Raw genomic sequence first — 18,650 nt, 5'->3', positions numbered from 1 at the left:
ACTAAAAATTAAAGGTAATTTCATCTTATGCAAAAATATAAAACTAAAGAGCTGGTCATAAGCTTATATGATCTAATGCATCAATATGGTATTAGAAGACACAATGAAAACGAAATCGCACTGAAGCTAGCGGCTATTTTAGTGTTATCAAAAGAAAGCAAGCTTCCGAAGGGTTTAAAGCTAAGTCAAAGTTTAGCGGAGTATAAAAACGAGTGGCTAGCGCTTGTGGAGGCTCTCAAAGCAAGTGAGGATAGCCAGATACAGCGGGTTTTCTCACACGATAATGCTCTAGAGGATCTGCCATTACCATTTCTTCATAGCGCAATAAATACGTTGTTGAAGTATGAAGACATCACTCTAGAAAGCCCAGCAGTTGATTCAATCAGAACAATAATTTCAAACTTCACCTTATCGACTAGTGAGGGTTTTACAGACTTTAGCGTATATATGCTAGCAAATGCATTATTAGGTGACACAAATGGTAAGACGACCTATCTCATGTCACCAGCTTCACTTCCTCTAGTTACTATAATTAGCGAAGAGTCTGAAAACGTTTATTATGAGACAATCAATCAGTCAGGAATGATAGCAGATGCTTTATCATTGATGAGCGAAAATGAGTTTGAGGTAACGTATTCTGATGCATTAGATAAACCTAGTTATACAAAGTCCAAGAACGAATTAGAGACTTTCGATTATGGTATCAGCTTCTCGCCAATGGGCGTAACAGTACCAAAGCATATCTCTGATAATATTGATACTTACGATCGATTTATCATACCAACTAAGAAAGTAGAATCAGCTAATATCTTACATTTGCTTAAACAATGCCGTGAAACCGTCATTGTCTCAGTAACTGAAGGGTTTTTATATTCCACTATGGAAAAAGACTTAAGAGAGCATTTAGTTGCTAACGGTATGCTCAAAGCAGTCATATCTTTACCGTCAGGGATCTGGACAGGAACTGCTGTAAAGACATCGTTATTAATCATTGAGCCAAATGGTCATAACCAATCGGTAAGATTTATAGATGTAACTGGTGAAGCGTTCATTAAAAAGACAACCAAGCGATTACTTAGCTTAAGAAATATTGATACTATTTTAGAGTACTTAGCATCTAATGAGCAATTAGCTTGCGCAACTACAGTGTCAGTCTCGACTCTCAAAGAGCAAGAATATCGTCTAGATGTTGGGCGTTACCTGTTAGATCCAGAGGAAAAGACGGTCAATAAAATCCTTGAAGAGGCACAGACTGTCACCCTTGATAGTATCGTTCGTTTCGAGCGTGGCTTGCCTGTCAAGCCAGACGAAGGTGACTATACTGTCTTAGAAGTGGGCGCTAGTGAACTAAACGACATTGGTGATATCTCTACACCAACTAGAAAGGCTTACATATCAGAGTCAGAGCGTGCGAAGAACCAATCAGGTTTTTTACAGCCAAACGATATTATTTTTATTCTAAAAGGTTCTGCTGGTAAGCTTGGTATCGTTCCCGAAGATGTACCAATAACAGGTGATGGATGTTGGATGGTGAACAGATCAGCGATAGTGATAAGGCCAATCTCTGATAAAGTAAACCCAAAAGTTTTATATGCTTATCTAAAATCGCATATTGGGCAGACTCAAATTGCTAGCCTGATTAAAGGTGCTACTATACCCAATATATCACTGAAAGAGCTCAAGCAGATACCTGTTATAGTACCGTCTGATGATGAGCAAGAACAGGCAATTGAATGTGTAGATAAGAGCCGAGAGACTCAGCAAGCCATCCAAAAACTAGTATTAGAACAGCAAGCACGACAAGATCAGCTCTGGAAGCTCTAAACTTCAAATCATACTGTCCAAGCTAGTGCGATAGAAGGTATGCTGATGTGGTTTTAACTTTCATGATCAGCTTACCTTTTACAGTGCAACATAGAAGCAGTAATCATTCAAATATAGATTAGGAAAACAACCGTTCATGGATATTTCAATCAAACAGCTCGAAAGCGACCTATGGGGCGCAGCTGATAATTTGCGTGCGAATTCAACGCTTACTGCCGCTGAATATAAAGACCCTATATTAGGCTTGGTGTTTTTACGATTTGTACAAAACCGCTATGAAGATGCCAAGATCAGTATTGAAGAGTCGTTACCTATCAACCCTCGTACTGGTCAAAAGCGTGAGGTAACCAAAGATGATTTTGTTGCCGCAGGGTCTATTTTGCTGCCTGAAAAAGCAAAATATGATTACCTTGCAGCGTTGCCTGAAAGTGAGAATATCGCTGAAGCCATCAACAATGCGATGAAGCTCATCGAACAAGAATACCCTTCTTTAGTAGGTATACTGCCAAAAAACTATCAAGCATTTGATAGTAAGTTATTGCGTGACCTTGTTCGTGTGTTCAATAAAGACGCAGTAAGAAAAGCTAAAGGAGACGTTTTTGGTCGTATTTATGAGTTCTTCTTGATGAAGTTCTCCATGCAAGGCGCGGGCGCACAAGAAGGTGGTGAGTTCTTCACACCGCCATCACTGGTTAATCTAATCGTTAACTTTATACAGCCAGACCATGGTGTCGTTCATGATCCAGCTTGTGGCTCTGGTGGTATGTTCGTACAGACGGCTCACTTTATTCGAGATCATAACCCAGATAAAAGCGTCAATAAAGCCATCACGGTATACGGTACAGAGCTTAAGAATAATAATACTAAGCTAGCTAAGATGAACCTTGCTGTCCATGGCATTGAAGGCGCTATTATTGAGAGCAATAGTTTTTATACCAATCCGCATAACCTCACTGGTAAATGTGATTTTGTAATGGCAAACCCACCATTCAACGTGAGCGGTATCGATGGTAAGAATAAGTTTCTCACAGAAGATGCTCGCTTGCCGTTTGGTGCACCGTTGACTAAAGGCGGAACGATAGGTAACGGTAACTATTTATGGATTCAGTACTTTCACAGTTATCTGAATGAGTCAGGTCGGGCAGGCTTTGTTATGGCATCGTCAGCGACTGATGCAGGTCATGCTGAGAAGCTGATACGTCAAAAGCTAATAGAAACGGGCGACGTCGAGTGTATTGTCTCTATCGCCAACAATTTCTTTTATACCCGATCATTGCCATGTCATGTGTGGTTCTTTAATAAAGATAAGAAGGCGGAAAATAAAGACAAAATCTTGATGATTGATGCACGTAATACTTATCGTAAGGTCAGTAGCACGATTCAAGATTTTAGTGATGATCAATTAGAAGGCTTAACCGCGCTAATCAATGCTTTTCGAGGTGATGAGCTTGGCGTGAGTAAAGATAATAAGTGGTTTGCTGAACATTTCCCTGATGGCGCATATGCTGATATTGAAGGGCTATGCAAGGTAGTGGATCTGGATGATTTAAAAGAGCAAGACTATAGCTTAACGCCAGGGCGCTATGTGGGCGTAAATATCGATATCGATATGGACTTTGATTATAAAGGGCGTATGACTGAGATCCGCTCAGAGCTTAGTAGTCTGAATGAAGAAGCAGTTGAGCTTATGAAAAAGATTCAAGGGGTTGAGCTGTGAGAGATGGTTGGACACAATATAAAATGGGTGAATTAGTTTCCTTGAAACAAGGGTTTGCGCTGAATAAAAAAAGCGATCACCATATTTCAGAAGTAAAAACAGCATATCCTTTATTAAAAATTTCTGATTTGCTAAATAATATAGAATCACTATATGTAAAAGATACAATTCCCAAGCAATTTTTAGTAAAACCAAGTGAAATAATCTATAGTCGTACAGGACAGGTAGGCTATGCTTTCATGGGTAGACGTGGTGTTATCTATAATAATTGTTTTAAGGTCACACCTAACAATTTAATTGATAATACTTTTTTACTGCATTTGCTTAACTCTCAGCCAGTTAGAGAGCTTGCAAGAGTTTTGGCTACAGGCACTGCCCAACCTGATTTGAATCATGGTGCGTTTAAAAGTATTAAGGTAACCATTCCACCACTACCAACTCAAAAGAAGATTGCCAATATCTTATCCGCCTATGATGACTTAATCGAAAATAATATAAAACGTATTGAGCTATTAGAAGAGCAAGCACAGCTCATCTATGAAGAATGGTTTGTGCGTATGAGATTTCCTAATTATGAAAATACAAAAATTGATGCAGAGACAGGTTTGCCTGAGGGTTGGGAGCATAGAACGTTTGCAGATATAGTAGATATAAACCCTAAAACATCTATTAAAAAAGGTGTAGTTGCTCCTTTTATTCCTATGGGCTCTATTTCAACTTCCTCTATGATTATAGACCCGATAGAAGAAAGAGCTGTATCTGGTGGTACAAAGTTTAAAAATGGAGATACTCTTTTTGCAAGAATAACACCTTGTTTGGAGAATGGTAAAACTGGGTTTGTACAGTTTATGAAAGACAACGACTCTATAGCCACAGGTTCAACAGAATTTATCGTTTTAAGAGAAACGAGTAGCTGTGGAAAATACTTTATCTATTGTACTTCGAGAGAAGAAGGATTTCGTGAGAATGCTATAAAAAGTATGGTTGGTTCAGATGGTAGACAACGAGTTAATACAGATTGCTTTGAAAAATATATGGTTAATTTCGCTCCAAACGAAGTCAGGTTAAAGTTTGAAAAATTGTGTGAACCTATGTTTAGGTCAATTCAAATATTTATAGAACAAAATAATAAGCTTAGAGAAGCTCGAGATATCCTCTTGCCACGTTTAATGATGGGTATTATTGAAGTATAAAAATAAGAATAACTATAACTTACAGGTGTAATCATGAGCTACGAATATTCAGAAGATGGCATGGTTGAGGAAGCGACCAAAGACGTATTGATTGAGCTTGGCTGGCAAGTCGTTACAGCTTGGCATAACGAAACCTTTGGTAAAGATGGTCTACTCGGCAGAGAAGACAAGTCAGAGGTTATTCTCACTCGTGAGTTACACCATGCTTTAGTTACCCTAAATCCTGATCTACCAGACACTGCTTATGAGCAAGCCATTGATACTATTATCCAAAAGTCGGCTGATAAAACTCTAGGTAGGATCAATCAAGAAAAGTATAAGCTGCTCAAAGATGGCGTCCCCGTTAAGTTCACTAATAGCGATAATGAGCTTGAAGAGCGTCATCTAAAAGTCTTTGATTATAATGACTATACCAATAATAGCTTTTTAGCAGTCAGGCAATTAGAGGTCATAGGCGATCTTTATAACCGTCGTCCTGACATGGTGGGTTTCGTCAATGGTATTCCATTGGTGTTCTTTGAGCTAAAAGCCCATCATAAAGATTTACGTCACGCTTATGATGATAACTTTACTGATTATAAAGACACCATTCCTACTATTTTTCATTGTAATGGCTTTGTCATTCTAAGCAATGGTATAGATACCAAAGTCGGTACGATAACCAGTCCTTATAAGTACTTCCTTGATTGGAAGCGTATAGAAGAAAACGCAGAAGGTGTAGTTAGCCTAGATACCATGATTCGTGGTACATGCGATCCCAAGCGCCTAATGGATATTTTTGAGAACTTTTTATTGTTTGATACCTCATACGGTGAGGTTGTCAAAATAATGGCAAAAAACCATCAATATATTGGCGTTAATAAAGTTATCGATCAAGTAGATGACATTGAAGACTTACAAGGCAAGCTTGGCGTGTTTTGGCATACCCAAGGTAGCGGTAAGTCTTATTCGATGGTTTTTTTATGCGAAAAAATCCATCGGACGATGGGCGGCTCTTATACCTTCCTGTTAGTAGTCGATAGAAGTGAGCTGGAAAGTCAGCTTTATGACACGTTCTCAGGTGTTGGCGTAGTAAACGAAAAGCATCTAATTGCAGGTAACAAATCTGGTATAACGGGACGCGAGCACTTGCGTGAGCTGTTATCAGAAAACCATCGCTATATATTTACCTTGATTCATAAGTTTTCTATAGACCCCAAGAAAGAGAGCGAATATCCACTCATTACCAATCGAAAAAATGTCATCGTTATCTCAGATGAAGCCCACCGTACACAAGGTGGCATCTACGCGCGTAACATGCGTTTTTATGGCTTACCTAATGCTTCATACCTAGGCTTTACAGGTACGCCTATTATCAAGGATGAAGAAGAGCTTACCAAAAATATATTTGGTGATTACGTATCCGTTTATGACTTTAAACGTGCGGTTGAAGATGGGGCGACGCTACCACTACATTATCTAAATAAAGGCGAGCTACTCGAGATTGATAACCCAGAGCTCGATGAAAAGATGGCTGAAGCGCTAGAAGACGAGAACTTAGATGAGGAGCAAAGACAAAAGCTCATCTATAAATTCAGTAAAAATTACCCCATATTAACCGCACAGTCACGACTGGAGACCATTGCTAAAGACTTGGTATGGCACTTTAATGAGCGTGGCTATCAGGGTAAAGGCATGCTAGTGACTCTTGATAAGCCGACTGCGGTTCGTATGTATGATCTGATCAAAAGCTATTGGGATGAATATCTGGTCGAGCTGAAAAAACGTATCGATGACGCTGAGGATCTGCAAGAAGCTCAAGAGCTACGCCGCAAATACAAAAGAGTTGCTGAAACTGAGGTTTGCGTTGTAGTCAGTGGTGAGCAAAATGAAGTTGATAAGTTTAAAAAACTGGGACTAGATATCGCGACCCATCGTAAAAAAATGGTAGAGCGTGACCTAGAAAAAGAATTTAAAGATCCTGATAATCCGTTCCGTCTCGCGATTGTCTGTGCCATGTGGATCACAGGGTTTGATGCTCAGTCTGTCTCTACCGTATACCTAGACAAGCCAATCAAAGGTCATACTTTGATGCAGACCATAGCTAGGGCGAACCGTGTATATGATGATGAAAAAGAAAATGGCTTAATTGTTGATTATGGCAATGTCTACGAGCAGCTAGAAAAAGCATATTCTGTATATGGTGAAGGTGGCAATACTGGTGGCGGAGGCAAGGGAGAGGGCACTGGTAGCCCAATAGAAGATCTATCTGAACTAGAAGAAGAGCTCAGAGCTGCTATTGAAGAGACGACAAAGCATCTTCACTCACTAGGCTTTGATCTTGAGTCTCTCAAGAATGCTAATCCAATGATGAGGATAAGCAAAATACAAGAAGCTGAAAACTGCGTGTGTTTAAACGAGGATACTCGCGCTACCTTCGAGGTTATGGCGAGGAATGTTTTTAGAAAATACAAAGCTCTTTTTCCTGAACCGCAAGCCAAAGCTCATACCAAAGACCATAACGCAATTGACGCTATTTATAAGCGTCTCAATAAAAGTGTCAAATCTGCTGATATCACCGAAGTCATGCAAAAGCTACAAATATTGGTGAGTGATAGTATCAGTGTCAAACAAAGTGATCATGTAGACGGTATCTATATTGACCTAAGCAATTTAGATTTTAATAAATTAAAAGGTGCATTTGCTAAGTCTGAGCAAAAAAATACGATCACCTACACCCTGCAACAAATCATTGAGAATAAGCTAAAGCAAATGCTGAAGGAAAATCCTTCAAGGGTTAAGTTCTATGAGCGTTATAAAGAAATAATAGACGATTACAATGCAGGTAAATCTCTAGAAAATACGGTGAAGGTTTTTGATGACCTGAACGATTTCGTTAAAGACTTATCTGCTGAAGAGCAGAGAGCTGTAAAAGAAAACTTAGGTGATCAGGAAGTATTGGCAATTTTTGATCTACTGACTGAAGGTAAAGAGCTGAGCAAGAAAGACGTCAAAGAAGTGAAGAAAGTGGCTAAGAAGACACTAGACGTATTAAAGGCTGAAAAGTTAAGTATTGAGCGCTGGCGAGAAAGTCGTGAAGTAATAGCTCAGATTAAGATAGTCATTCATGACAATCTGCTATGGCTACCTCAAGAATCATATAGTGATGAAGAGGTGAATATAAAGGCTGTAGACGTTTATCAGCATATCTTCGCTAGCTATAGAGGCGGTAACGATAGTGTTTATGAGATGAGTGCTTAGATCGAAGCGAGTGTTTAGATATTTATGTTAACAAATTGATCTTAGAAGCTATCTTTAGAGATATAGATAGAGCCTTGATGTTAAATGATTTGTAGCCAAAAACTTTAAGTTGTTTAGCGATAAAAGTTACTAATTAACTTTTTATCGCTAAACAGCTCAGTGGCACGGTATTTTATATTGATTTTGCTACTTGCAAAATTTAGTTATTTATTAGGTTCTATATGCTTAAAAATCTGAAAAAACTTATAGGCTGTTCGAAGTGAGTAGATGGCAGTAATTAAAGTAGCACCAATAGAAATTAAAAATGCAGAGGATTGTCGAACTGTTACCATTAATGCTACAAGATAGATAGCGATACTGATGAAATACAGTAATGACAGCAACTTACTACTCATCAAAAGATTGTTATAGTGACCTGATTTCACCATATTTTTAATCAAACGCTTGTCTATTAAGCTTATAACAATTGCCATTAAAGTAAGAACAAACCCTAACATTGTACCAAACAGGGTGATTAAAGTTTTTAACACCTCGTTGATCATTATAGAAGATGTGTTAAGAATTTCATTGTACAAGAGAATACACAACGCAACTGAGATGATTAAGCTCAAAGCTAACCATTTTAATATCTCAGCATACTTGTTCAATTTCATCTAGCTTCCCTAGATAAGCAGTCACGATCTTATCGTATATATTACTCGGTTGAAGAGCATCTTTAGTATATGAATAGGTTTCATCTTTATATACTATTTTATCAGCAATAAGGTCTATTAAGTCGTATTTGCCATCGATATCTTGAGTCTTTACGACAGCTCGTGTCGGGTTATGTGATAATAGATTTCTGATATTTTCAGCAGCTTTTGAAATCATCCCACGCTCGCTTTTACGCAAATCGAGACCGATTTGCATTTTTAGGACGTCTCCACCTGAATTATCAACAGCTTTCATTGCTTCATCAGACCATAATTGACCATTGTTCGTTGCTTGAGCTGAGCTAATAGGCACAGAAAAGTCTATATTTACTACGGTTCGGTTTTGAAGTATTTGGTTAAGAGATCCAGCATTTATTAAGGGAGAAACTACGACATCTCTACCAAAAGCTTCTGACAAGCAACTTTCAAGGCGTTTATAGTGATTGGCATGCACATTTCTGATATAACCAAGAATGCTATATTTAGGAAAGAAAACAAGATGATTGGTCTCTAACTTACCTTCACCTTTGGTATAGCTTAATTTTTTGCCAGCAGCTCCAACTTTGCCAGTTTCGATGATCTCATCAGTTCTTATTTTTCTAAAGACGCCGCCATAGTATTTTGCTTGTACTAGATTGAAGTTATAGAAGTCTCTGTCGTACTGATCCTTAAACCCAAAAGACTTACTCACTAATGAAGTAAAATACTTCTCTAAGGTCTTAGGGTTTTGAGGATCTTCTTTTTTAAAAGTTACTTTATAGAACTCAACTGTAGTCGCCATATTCACCCTTTATGCGAATTAATAACCAAATTTTAATTAATAATATTTATTATGGAAAATTGTCTGGTATAAGAGTCAATAGCTTAGCATAAACAAAACCAGACGATACACTGCTTTTGCACAATTCGCAGCGTATAATAAATAAAACAAAATCATTCATACTTAATTATTTCTAGCGCTCTTACTATGCCTAATCACTACCAAAGCCTTGTCCTAAACCTAACTCAGCAGCCTACTGAGCAAGAATGGCTTGAGTTTAAGCATAACTTTCACAGTCCAGATGAGATCGGTAAGCGAATATCTGCGCTTGCCAATGGCGCGTGCTTGACAGGCAAAAAATTTGGCTACTTAGTTTTTGGCGTAGAAGATGAAACGCACGATATTGTTGGCACAAGCTTTAACCCGAAGACAAAAAAAGCAAAAGGCAATGAGGACTTAGAGCATTGGCTAGTTGAACGCTTAAGCCCTAAAATTCACTTTACTATTCACGAGCTACAGATTGACGGTAAAGCCGTAGTGCTGTTTGAAATCCCCTCAGCGACAGATACGCCGATCAGTTTTTTGCATGAGCCTTATATTCGTATAGGTAGCTTAACTAAGCAGCTTAAACACTACCCAGATCAAAGCCGTAAGCTTTGGCAAAACCAAGCCAATGACTGGAGCGCTGAGATTTGCCATGAGGCAACGCTTGAAGATCTTGATCAGCATGCCATTGCGGTTGCCAGACAAGTCTTTGCTGATAAAAACAAGCGTTTAGCTCAGGATATTCAAGATTGGGACGACATCACTTTTTTAAATAAAGCTAAAATTACCATTCGTGGTCAGATCACCAACACCGCAATCATTTTACTTGGTCTTCCAGAGTCCACGTATTTTCTAAGCCCAGCTCAAGCACACATCACTTGGATTTTGAAGGGCGTCGATGGCATTGAAAAAGACTATGAGCATTTTTCACCACCATTTTTATTAGCCTTAGACGACGTGTATCAAAAAATCCGTAACCTCAACTATCGCTACATGGCGTCTGGATCTTTATTTCCTGAAGAGGTGAAACAATACGATCCTTACATCATTCGTGAAGCGTTAAGCAATGCTATTGGTCATCAAGACTATCGCCTTGGTGGTCGCATTACCGTAGTCGAAAAAGAGGACTCAACGCTATTGTTTCAAAACAGCGGTGAGTTTATTCCTAAGACGATTGAAAATGTCCTATTACAGGATGCGCCTGAAACAAGCTATCGCAACCCGTTCTTAGTCAATGCCATGGTTAATCTAAATATGATGGACACCATCGGTAGCGGTATCAGAAAAATGTATCAGATTCAGTCTAAGCGCTTTTTTCCATTGCCAGATTATGACTTGACTCGTGAAAGAGTACTCGTAAAGTTTACAGGTAAAGTGCTTGATCAAGAGTACGCCAAGCAGTTAGCGACAGTCGATAATCTCACACTGCACGACATAATAGCGCTGGATAAAGTTCAAAAAGGGCAGTCGATCACTGAAGAGGAAGCCGACGCGCTACGCAAAAAGTCATTAATAGAAGGACGTAAAAACAGCTATATTATTGCCGCTAATGTTGCTAAGCATACTGAGCAGCAAGCAGAGTATATGCAAATGCGCGGCTTAGATGACATGCATTATCAAAGCTTGATTATAGAATATCTTAAGACGTTTGAGCGAGGCAGACTAGCTGACTTTGATAAAATGCTGGCTAATAAGTTACCGCAAGTGCTAGATGATAAACAGCGTAAGAACAAAGTACGTAATTTATTGCAGAAAATGCGCCGTGATGGTCTAGTGACTTCCAAAAACCAAACATGGTATCTTAAAGATAGCTAAAGGCAGCTAAACGTAGCTAGATGCAGCTAAAAGCAGCTAAGTGTAGCTAGATCTAGTTGAAGGCAACTAGATTTAGCAGGCTAAAAAATAATTATGGCGTACCAGCATGACCTACTTTAACTTGTGTAGATAACATCCGACCTTTGGTTTCAACCTTGCGAGACGCTTCATCCCAGTCAGGTGCAGCACACATAAAGAGTGTTTTCCCCTCTTGTCCACCTAGGGCAACAGCAAAAATACCATCAGGGGCAGTATCGACAATTTCTAGAACTTCGCCACCTTCCGCAATACGGACGGCGCGTTGATTCAGCGTGTCTGCAATCCAAACCGCACCTTCAGCGTCTAAGGTAAGGCCATCTGGTAAAATACTTGCGCCTTCTATGCGCACACCGAGGTTTGGCTCATCACCCAATTCACCAAAGTTTGCAAAGTCACGCTTTTCTCCGAGGCTACCATCTTCTTTGATATCAAATTGCGTGATTTTATTGCCAAACAACTCGTTGACGATTAATGTTTTTTCGTCGGCCGATATCACCATACCATTAGGGAAGGATAGACCTTCTGCAACAACTTGCGAGCTTCCATCTGGTTTGACCAATACTAGACCGGCATGGCTATGGTCAGCACCGCCCATCAAGTCAAAACCAAAATTACCAACATAAGCATTGCCATTGGGAGCAACTACCATATCGTTGGCATGACCATCGCAGTGCTCCCAAATATCAGCATGAACGACTAATTCACCATCGTCTTCTAAGCGTAAGACTTTACGGTCTTTCATCGACACAACCAGCATACGCCCGTCAGGTAGCCAACCTAAACCAGAGGGTTGCTGTTCAATATGGACGATCTTTTCTGCCACACCTTGTTCATCAACGCAATAAACTCCTCGTGTATAAAAATCAACAAACCATAAAGCATCGTTATACCAGCGCGGTCCTTCTAAATAATGAAAGCCATCAACAACAACGTCTAATTTATATTCTGACATGATTATTTCCCTTGAGTAGTGGTTATCTTCCTTGATAAATAAATACAACTGTTTTAAATAATGACAGCTTTTATTAAAGTATTTCCTTATATATGTTTGTTACCTCTTCTAATGACATATCCTTTGGGTTAGTCGCAATAAGACGAGCGTAAGTATTGGTAACGATATCAGCTAGAACCGGAATATCCTGTTTTGTAATATTTAATTCACTTAAGCGATACTTGAGACCGCTTGTTTCCAAAAATTTTCTTAGTTCAGCAATGAATAAGCCTGCTGCATCTAAGTCTGTTAGGTCAGCGGTTTGACTAGGCATAACGGCATGAGCCAGTTCTGCATAGAGTGGTGCGGCTGTTGATAAATTAAATGAAAAGACGCCACACATGACAAGTGCATTAGCATGTCCATGCGGTACATGAAAGTTAATACTAAGTGGGTAGGAGAGTCCATGAACAGCTGCTACTGATGAGTTGACGAAAGCAATACCAGCCAAGGTTGAGCCCAATAACATATTAGAACGAGCTTCGATATCATCGCCTTGATTCATAACCTGTTCAAAATTACTCCAGAGCATCTGTAGTCCTTTAACAGCTAATGCATCTGAAATAGGGTTTTTCTTAGTGCGACTTGTATATGCTTCAACACAGTGAACCATAGCATCCAAAGCGGTTGCCGCGGTAATATGACGTGGGAGTTTAAGTGTCAGAGTGGCATCTAAAATGGCAACATCAGGCAAGATGTTTGGAGTGTAAATGGCTTTTTTACTACCATCTTGCGCTGTGATAACAGAGACAAAGGTAGATTCTGCTCCAGTACCAGCAGTAGTGGGAATGGCAAATAAAGGCAGTCTATCAAATTCACTAACATCTTGATCCAAAATATCATTTATAGACTCAAAATTGTTAGGATGTAAGGCGACGATTTTTGCAGTATCGATAGAACTGCCGCCACCTAAACCGATAACCAGATCACAATTGCTGTCTCTGGCAGTTTTAATAGCATCATTGACGATCTCAATAGGTGGATCAGCAATGACACTATCGAATACAACAACATTAATACCAGCTTCTTCTAAAGATTGCTGAGCAATATCGACATAGCCTAGATTAGAGATTCCAGTATCCGTAACAATAATAGCTGACGTCGCACGATACTGTTTAGCTAATGTACCGAGCTTCTGACGCATGCTGTCAACTTCACTGATAATATGACTATTGGTATAAAACTCAATCCCTGTCATTTTGTTCTTCCTTGTGTAGATGTATTTTATATAAAATAACGCTAAGTTCGAAGTGCTAGTAACAGAAATTTATCTTATATTAATTTTTGTCATTTAACGTACTAGATAACGTTCAGTTTAATAGCAGAAAGTGTTAGCGACCTTTAAAAATAAAACTTGAGTATCTACGGATTATACACACATTCAGGCATACGTAAAATGATTTGACTGGTATCACTATAACTGTTATTTTTAAACGATTCATACCATACGTTATGTCAAATGATCTCCTACTTGCAATCACTATCAAAAGGAATTAATAGTGAAACTTTTCTCTTTATTTTCTATTACTGCATTTGCAGCTATCAGCTTAATCGGATGTTCTGGCGAAACCGTTAAGAGTAGTGAGGTTGCCTCATCACAAGATACCACCGTTCTACGTTTTTCACATTTTTACCCAGCGACATCTGACATTAATGAACAGATTTTTGAACCATGGGCCAAGCAAATTGAAGCAGACTCCAATGGTCGTCTTAAAGTTGAAGTATATCCTTCAGCAACGATTAGTAAAGCAGATACAGCTTATGAGTCTGCCGTAAAAGGAACGATTGATATTGGCTCTCAAGTGCAAGGTTATACGAGTGGTCGATTCCCACTATCCCAGATTGCAGAACTTCCAGGATTGTCTAACTCGTCGACACAAACAGGCTGTATGTTACAAACCCTTTATGAAAATGGGACTATCTCTAGTGAGTACGAAGATTCACATTTGCTTTTTATGTTCGCTACGGGGCCTGGGACTTTACATAGTACAGATAAAATAATAAAAACTCCTGAAGATATGAAAGGTATGCGCATACGTAGACCTTCGGCAGTGGCAGGGGATATCATTGAAAGTATGGGCGCTTCACCTGTGGGGTTACCTGCTACTGATATATATACCTCCTTACAGCGAGGTGTTGTTGATGGTTTAAGCTTTCCATGGGAAGCCATGGAAACTTTTAAGCTTAATGAACTGACGAAGTATCATACTAACATGCCATTTTATAGCTCTGCTTTAATGGTAACTATGAATAAAGATAAATACGAAGGTTTGCCAGAAGACTTGAAAAAAGTCGTTGATGACAATTCAGGTATGGCGCTTAGTAAAAAAGTAGGGGCAATGTGGGATGAAACTTACTCGACACAAATACAAGCAGCGATTGAGAGAGGGGATGAAGTAGTTAATATTCCAGACCCACTCAATGATCCGGATTGGAAAGGTCCACTTGAAAAAGGTACAAAAAAATATCTTGATGACGTTAGTGCTTTAGGGCTAGATGCTTATGGTGTTTATGAGGAAGCTAAAGCAGCCAGCGTAGCATGTAAGGTATAATTTATTTAGAATAACTGGTTCAGTTATAATGACTGATATCAAAATATAACCCCAGTTCATTTATCAAACTGGGGTTTATTGCTTATAGTGACTGTGTTCTGGCTATTATTTTATTCTCAATCCACTGAGAGACTTCGCTCTCAACCCATGCCACTCTACCTTTTGATAGCTTGACCTGAACAGGAAAGGTCGAATCATAACGATCTGATCTTTTATCGAGCATATCGTAAATAGTTGTGCTACTAAGTCCCGTGTAGTGTACGACTTGTTTAAGCGGTAGCATTCGTGGTATCTGTGGCATGCTTGGTGTCGATAAGTTTTGTTGTGTGCTTACGGTTAAATTATCCATGATTTTCTCCTTATAAGTGAATGAGAGCGTGTCCTCTCATATACTTAGCGAGTCCTATATTTTTTTACGGCATCCTATGTTGTCCTGCTTAAATTGAGTGCATAAAAAAAGAGCTGAACGAATCAGCTCCCTTTTATGCTGTGGCTTTAACTTAGCTCACCGCTGTCACGCTTTGTTGCAGCCCCTGCTTTATGCTTGTCACGTCATGCATGGGCAAAGGCTTTGATGAGTTGTCTTGTTGACCATCAGCATTTTGATCGCCACCGTCGCCAATAGTAAACTCTTCTACCTCATAGGCCTCCTCACTATCAATCTCAAAGCATGAATCGACGTAGCCTTGCTTTGCTGTAGTCTCTAGAGCCGATTGATCAAAGCCGTGTTCGATCAGCTCATTGTCAATCGCTTGTGCATCTGATACCGCCTCTTTAAGCGTTACCCCATCGCGTAGCGTTAAATCCACAAAGTAGATGGGCGTACGATAGCTTTGCGTCGTGCTTTTACCACGTAGGGTGAGTTGCAGCGGCAAGCAGGACAGCTTGTTGCCTGATACCGCAGCAAAGTAGCGTAAACGAGCGGCCAGCGTTCTAATACTATTAAAGCCAGTGGTACGAAAGACAAAGGTGCCAAGCTCATCGTCTTCACTTAGATTCACGTAGAGACGACCGTATGGTTTACAGGCTCCGCCTTGTGCGAGTGGACAGCGATCAGGCGAAGGACAAGGCAGCTGCTCTACACCGTTGTTGGTTCGACGTTGGCACTGTTCACCATCACCGACGCATAGCGGTCTGCCTGTTTGCCGATCGAACAGTGTGTATTCGGCTCGTAGGTTTAGCTCAGGATCGTTAAACAGCATACGCACGGGTATTTGTCTGAGCTTATCGGTTTTACTTTTACGCAGCTTCTCGTCTAGTGGATGATTGATCCAGCCGTCTTTGTTTTGCACTTGGCTGGTGATGGTGAATTGATCGTCTTTAGCTGGCAGACGTTTGCCATCTTTATTGATGACGCGTCCAATGCTGATACGACCGAGTACAGGCGGAGTTATGGTTAGACCTTTAATCATAGTGGTATTCCTTGTGTTTAATAAATTGAATAAAGCAAATAAAAAGCCCACCTGTGAGAGTGGGCGTTTATGCACTTAATAGATTGGTTGTTGTGTCTACTACTTGGTGAGATGAGTGCTTAGTCGGTTAAGACGACAAAACGGCGACTGCCTTGCTTGGTTTTACTAAACTTGGCTAATAGCTCTGGATGCGCCTTGATCACCGATTTACTATCAAGGCCAATACTGTCCTTACTTCGCTTCCATGAGATCGCGCCTTGGTTAAAGACAGCAACCTCATTGTCTTTGATCAGCGTTTGCAATTGATGCTTCACCTGATCGTGGCGATGCTCAAGATCTTCCATTGACACACGATAACCAAGCAATTTATCAAACAGCTTATTCGCACCTTCATCCTCTCGTAGATCAACCTTGCTTGAGGGCTTAGGCGTTGGATAAAGTAGCTTTAATGCTTTAGCTGCCGACTCGCTATGATCAGGCATTGGTGGGGTGTCCGTTTCCACGTACTGCCAGAACAGACGCTCTTGCTCGATGATCGATTTAATCAAGCGCTCATCGCGCTCAACCTTATAGATCTTCGCTTCGTGTCCGCATAGCAGAACACAAATATGAGCCGCTTGTTTGCCTGTGACCGCTAACTGATGCTGTACTTGGCAAGTGACGTATAGCGGTACGCCATCTCGCCATAATTTCGCGCCATGCTCACCAGCGGTTTTACATTCCAGTACTTGTACCTCATCGCTACCTGTCACTGCATAGTCGAGATTGGCTAGCATAAAGGCTTTATCAGGCTCAGGGTGTTGCAAGATAGCATTAACGCGCCGTACCTTATTGCCTGTCTTTTCTTGATAGTATTTAGCCACCATCGGCTCTAAAGTATTGCCCCAATACAGTGGCGCATAACCTTCTATGCTCTCATCGATATCTGAGCTCATGCGTCCCGTCTTAATCAGCCATAGCTCTAGCATCGATAGGTACGGATGGATACCGCAAGCAGCGGCGGCATCACTACTGCCGACCCCTTGACGGCGTACCTCAAGCCACTCGTCACGGCTTAAGTCTTTTGTGCTGATCAGGCGCTTAGGGGTTAGCGGCGTATTAGACTCAGTAGCAGAGCTATCGACTGGTTTAATCTCTACCTGAGCTTTATCAGTTACAGGCGCTTTAACCTTAGCGCTTAAACGCTTAGCGCGTCTTACTGGTGTGCTGGTGTTTAATGCGATCATGTTCATAATGAACTCCTTCGATAAATTGATTGAAATGAAATAACAGGCATAAAAAAACCACGCGCTAAGGCGTGGTTTAATTGGTTAAGTTTGCTAGTCAGTTAGGCAATAAGTGCAAAGGCTTCCTCTAAGCTCTTGTCTTTGAGCTTAGCGCCTGCGCCAAACCAAGCTGAGTCTAGTCTGTGATCGGTAGACATAGCACGGCGCTCATGATCCACATACTCGGTCATAGCAGACAGTAAGCCATAAGCGGTATCACGTGCTGAATCGAGATCGGCCCCGCGACCTTGACCATTAAACATACTCATCACCTGATTCATGGCGCGAGCATTAGGCACGGCGTCCTTTTCCTTTTTAGCGCTGTTAAACAAGATGATGTCGTTATCTTGATCGTTGAACACGCGGTTGAGATAGTTCGCCGCTTCTGCCTGAGTAACGCGGCGTTGGGTTAATTGCTTCATCTCATACATGTGCTCATTCCACTGCTTAACCGATACGCCTAGCTGCTGCTTGACGCGATCAGCATCAAAGGAGGTACTATGCGGTACTTTCACCACACCGCCACTACCATCAGCAAGGCTTACCGCTAAGGTGTTATTACACACCACACGGATATTGGTGAACTGCGCTGTGGTTGCTAGCGTCCCATCACAAGCGGTTGCCAGTAAAAGGTAGCCATTACTGACATCACCGCCTTTAAGGGTCATAGACTGACCTGTACGAGCAAGAGCCCACATCTTACGACCACCCTTTAAAATGCCAGCGGTCTCAAGCTCAAAGTGTGAGAGCTCGGTTAAGTCACGATAGAACTCTAGAATTTCACGCGGTTGTACTTCTTGGTAGCGCTGACTGACTACCGATAACGGCTCAAGCGTATCTGAGCGATATAAGACTTTATTGCTATCAAAGGGCATGATCAAGCTTTGCCCTTTATCATTATTTGCCATATAGCTGACATCGGAGGACTCAATACGCCAATCAAGACCTGCCTCACGTGCCCAAATCTCAAGTGGCTGCTTAGGTGAGAGCTTATTGCCAAGACCATGCCAAGGGGTTTCGCCTACGTACGCCATACTTTCGACTAAATGTGCCATGATAATATTTCCTTTTTATTGATAGTTTATAACTGAATAAGTTAGAGGGT

General features: G+C 40.6%; 14 protein-coding genes. 6 read left to right on the top strand and 8 right to left on the bottom strand.

The features are described from left to right. Nucleotides 1-27: 27 nt before the first annotated feature. The 4 genes from ACTXGH_RS11095 to ACTXGH_RS11080 all read left to right on the top strand — a co-directional run bounded on the left by ACTXGH_RS11095 (nucleotide 28) and on the right by ACTXGH_RS11080 (nucleotide 7,974). Nucleotides 28-1,824: an N-6 DNA methylase gene (locus tag ACTXGH_RS11095; RefSeq protein ID WP_439296474.1), complete on the top strand. Its 1,797-nt coding sequence runs from the start codon at nucleotides 28-30 to the stop codon at nucleotides 1,822-1,824. Nucleotides 1,825-1,960: 136 nt separating this feature from the next. After that, nucleotides 1,961-3,541 carry a type I restriction-modification system subunit M gene (locus ACTXGH_RS11090; RefSeq protein ID WP_439296475.1) on the top strand — a complete coding sequence of 527 codons (1,581 nt, stop codon included), beginning with the start codon at nucleotides 1,961-1,963 and terminating at the stop codon, nucleotides 3,539-3,541. Beyond that, nucleotides 3,538-4,734: a restriction endonuclease subunit S gene (locus tag ACTXGH_RS11085; RefSeq protein WP_439296476.1), complete on the top strand. Its 1,197-nt coding sequence runs from the start codon at nucleotides 3,538-3,540 to the stop codon at nucleotides 4,732-4,734. The genes ACTXGH_RS11090 and ACTXGH_RS11085 overlap by 4 nt, the downstream gene beginning before the upstream one ends. Before the next feature lie 33 nt (nucleotides 4,735-4,767). Continuing rightward, on the top strand, nucleotides 4,768-7,974 hold the full coding sequence (locus tag ACTXGH_RS11080; RefSeq protein WP_439296477.1) for a type I restriction endonuclease subunit R: 3,207 nt from the start codon (nucleotides 4,768-4,770) through the stop codon (nucleotides 7,972-7,974). A 203-nt stretch (nucleotides 7,975-8,177) separates the two neighbouring features. Here ACTXGH_RS11080 and ACTXGH_RS11075 read toward each other — a convergent pair whose 3' ends face one another. Next, nucleotides 8,178-8,627, bottom strand: coding sequence for a hypothetical protein (locus tag ACTXGH_RS11075; protein ID WP_439296478.1), 450 nt, complete (start codon nucleotides 8,625-8,627; stop codon nucleotides 8,178-8,180). After that, nucleotides 8,605-9,447: a hypothetical protein gene (locus ACTXGH_RS11070; RefSeq protein WP_439296479.1), complete on the bottom strand. Its 843-nt coding sequence runs from the start codon at nucleotides 9,445-9,447 to the stop codon at nucleotides 8,605-8,607. The genes ACTXGH_RS11075 and ACTXGH_RS11070 overlap by 23 nt, the downstream gene beginning before the upstream one ends. Nucleotides 9,448-9,633: 186 nt before the next feature. On the opposite strand from ACTXGH_RS11070, the gene ACTXGH_RS11065 reads away from it, so the two are divergent. Further along, the gene (locus ACTXGH_RS11065) at nucleotides 9,634-11,286 is read left to right on the top strand and encodes an RNA-binding domain-containing protein (RefSeq protein WP_439296480.1); all 1,653 of its coding nucleotides are present in this window, start codon (nucleotides 9,634-9,636) and stop codon (nucleotides 11,284-11,286) included. Between the two features lie 91 nt (nucleotides 11,287-11,377). Here ACTXGH_RS11065 and ACTXGH_RS11060 read toward each other — a convergent pair whose 3' ends face one another. Further along, the gene (locus ACTXGH_RS11060) at nucleotides 11,378-12,277 is read right to left on the bottom strand and encodes an SMP-30/gluconolactonase/LRE family protein (protein ID WP_299187959.1); all 900 of its coding nucleotides are present in this window, start codon (nucleotides 12,275-12,277) and stop codon (nucleotides 11,378-11,380) included. A 73-nt stretch (nucleotides 12,278-12,350) separates the two neighbouring features. Continuing rightward, nucleotides 12,351-13,514: an iron-containing alcohol dehydrogenase gene (locus ACTXGH_RS11055; protein ID WP_075103518.1), complete on the bottom strand. Its 1,164-nt coding sequence runs from the start codon at nucleotides 13,512-13,514 to the stop codon at nucleotides 12,351-12,353. A gap of 301 nt (nucleotides 13,515-13,815) precedes the next feature. On the opposite strand from ACTXGH_RS11055, the gene ACTXGH_RS11050 reads away from it, so the two are divergent. Beyond that, nucleotides 13,816-14,868, top strand: a complete 1,053-nt coding sequence (locus ACTXGH_RS11050) for a TRAP transporter substrate-binding protein (RefSeq protein ID WP_299187953.1) — start codon at nucleotides 13,816-13,818, stop codon at nucleotides 14,866-14,868. Nucleotides 14,869-14,950: 82 nt separating this feature from the next. Here the strand turns inward: ACTXGH_RS11050 and ACTXGH_RS11045 are convergent, their stop codons facing one another. The 4 genes from ACTXGH_RS11045 to ACTXGH_RS11030 all read right to left on the bottom strand — a co-directional run bounded on the left by ACTXGH_RS11045 (nucleotide 14,951) and on the right by ACTXGH_RS11030 (nucleotide 18,600). Further along, complete coding sequence (locus ACTXGH_RS11045) at nucleotides 14,951-15,217, bottom strand: helix-turn-helix transcriptional regulator (protein ID WP_439296481.1); 267 nt, start codon at nucleotides 15,215-15,217, stop codon at nucleotides 14,951-14,953. Nucleotides 15,218-15,368: 151 nt separating this feature from the next. After that, nucleotides 15,369-16,280 carry a recombination directionality factor gene (locus ACTXGH_RS11040; RefSeq protein ID WP_439296482.1) on the bottom strand — a complete coding sequence of 304 codons (912 nt, stop codon included), beginning with the start codon at nucleotides 16,278-16,280 and terminating at the stop codon, nucleotides 15,369-15,371. 119 nt (nucleotides 16,281-16,399) lie between these two features. Then, the gene (locus ACTXGH_RS11035) at nucleotides 16,400-17,512 is read right to left on the bottom strand and encodes a YqaJ viral recombinase family nuclease (protein ID WP_439296483.1); all 1,113 of its coding nucleotides are present in this window, start codon (nucleotides 17,510-17,512) and stop codon (nucleotides 16,400-16,402) included. A 95-nt stretch (nucleotides 17,513-17,607) separates the two neighbouring features. Then, nucleotides 17,608-18,600: a DUF932 domain-containing protein gene (locus ACTXGH_RS11030; protein ID WP_439296484.1), complete on the bottom strand. Its 993-nt coding sequence runs from the start codon at nucleotides 18,598-18,600 to the stop codon at nucleotides 17,608-17,610. Nucleotides 18,601-18,650 lie beyond the last annotated feature (50 nt).

It is taken from the genome of Psychrobacter sp. 1Y10, from assembly GCF_052259005.1.
Taxonomy (GTDB): domain Bacteria; phylum Pseudomonadota; class Gammaproteobacteria; order Pseudomonadales; family Moraxellaceae; genus Psychrobacter; species Psychrobacter saeujeotis.
Note: the sequence above shows the minus strand (reverse complement) of the source record. Positions and strands in the feature narration are given on the sequence as shown.

What these genes read in the sequence shown, in the direction of transcription:
- ACTXGH_RS11095 (WP_439296474.1), top strand. Translation starts at nt 28, where the DNA reads ATGCAAAAATATAAAACTAAAGAGCTGGTCATAAGCTTATATGATCTA.
- ACTXGH_RS11090 (WP_439296475.1), top strand. Translation starts at nt 1,961, where the DNA reads ATGGATATTTCAATCAAACAGCTCGAAAGCGACCTATGGGGCGCAGCT.
- ACTXGH_RS11080 (WP_439296477.1), top strand. Translation starts at nt 4,768, where the DNA reads ATGAGCTACGAATATTCAGAAGATGGCATGGTTGAGGAAGCGACCAAA.
- ACTXGH_RS11075 (WP_439296478.1), bottom strand. Translation starts at nt 8,627, where the DNA reads ATGAAATTGAACAAGTATGCTGAGATATTAAAATGGTTAGCTTTGAGC.
- ACTXGH_RS11070 (WP_439296479.1), bottom strand. Translation starts at nt 9,447, where the DNA reads ATGGCGACTACAGTTGAGTTCTATAAAGTAACTTTTAAAAAAGAAGAT.
- ACTXGH_RS11065 (WP_439296480.1), top strand. Translation starts at nt 9,634, where the DNA reads ATGCCTAATCACTACCAAAGCCTTGTCCTAAACCTAACTCAGCAGCCT.
- ACTXGH_RS11060 (WP_299187959.1), bottom strand. Translation starts at nt 12,277, where the DNA reads ATGTCAGAATATAAATTAGACGTTGTTGTTGATGGCTTTCATTATTTA.
- ACTXGH_RS11055 (WP_075103518.1), bottom strand. Translation starts at nt 13,514, where the DNA reads ATGACAGGGATTGAGTTTTATACCAATAGTCATATTATCAGTGAAGTT.
- ACTXGH_RS11045 (WP_439296481.1), bottom strand. Translation starts at nt 15,217, where the DNA reads ATGGATAATTTAACCGTAAGCACACAACAAAACTTATCGACACCAAGC.
- ACTXGH_RS11040 (WP_439296482.1), bottom strand. Translation starts at nt 16,280, where the DNA reads ATGATTAAAGGTCTAACCATAACTCCGCCTGTACTCGGTCGTATCAGC.
- ACTXGH_RS11035 (WP_439296483.1), bottom strand. Translation starts at nt 17,512, where the DNA reads ATGAACATGATCGCATTAAACACCAGCACACCAGTAAGACGCGCTAAG.
- ACTXGH_RS11030 (WP_439296484.1), bottom strand. Translation starts at nt 18,600, where the DNA reads ATGGCACATTTAGTCGAAAGTATGGCGTACGTAGGCGAAACCCCTTGG.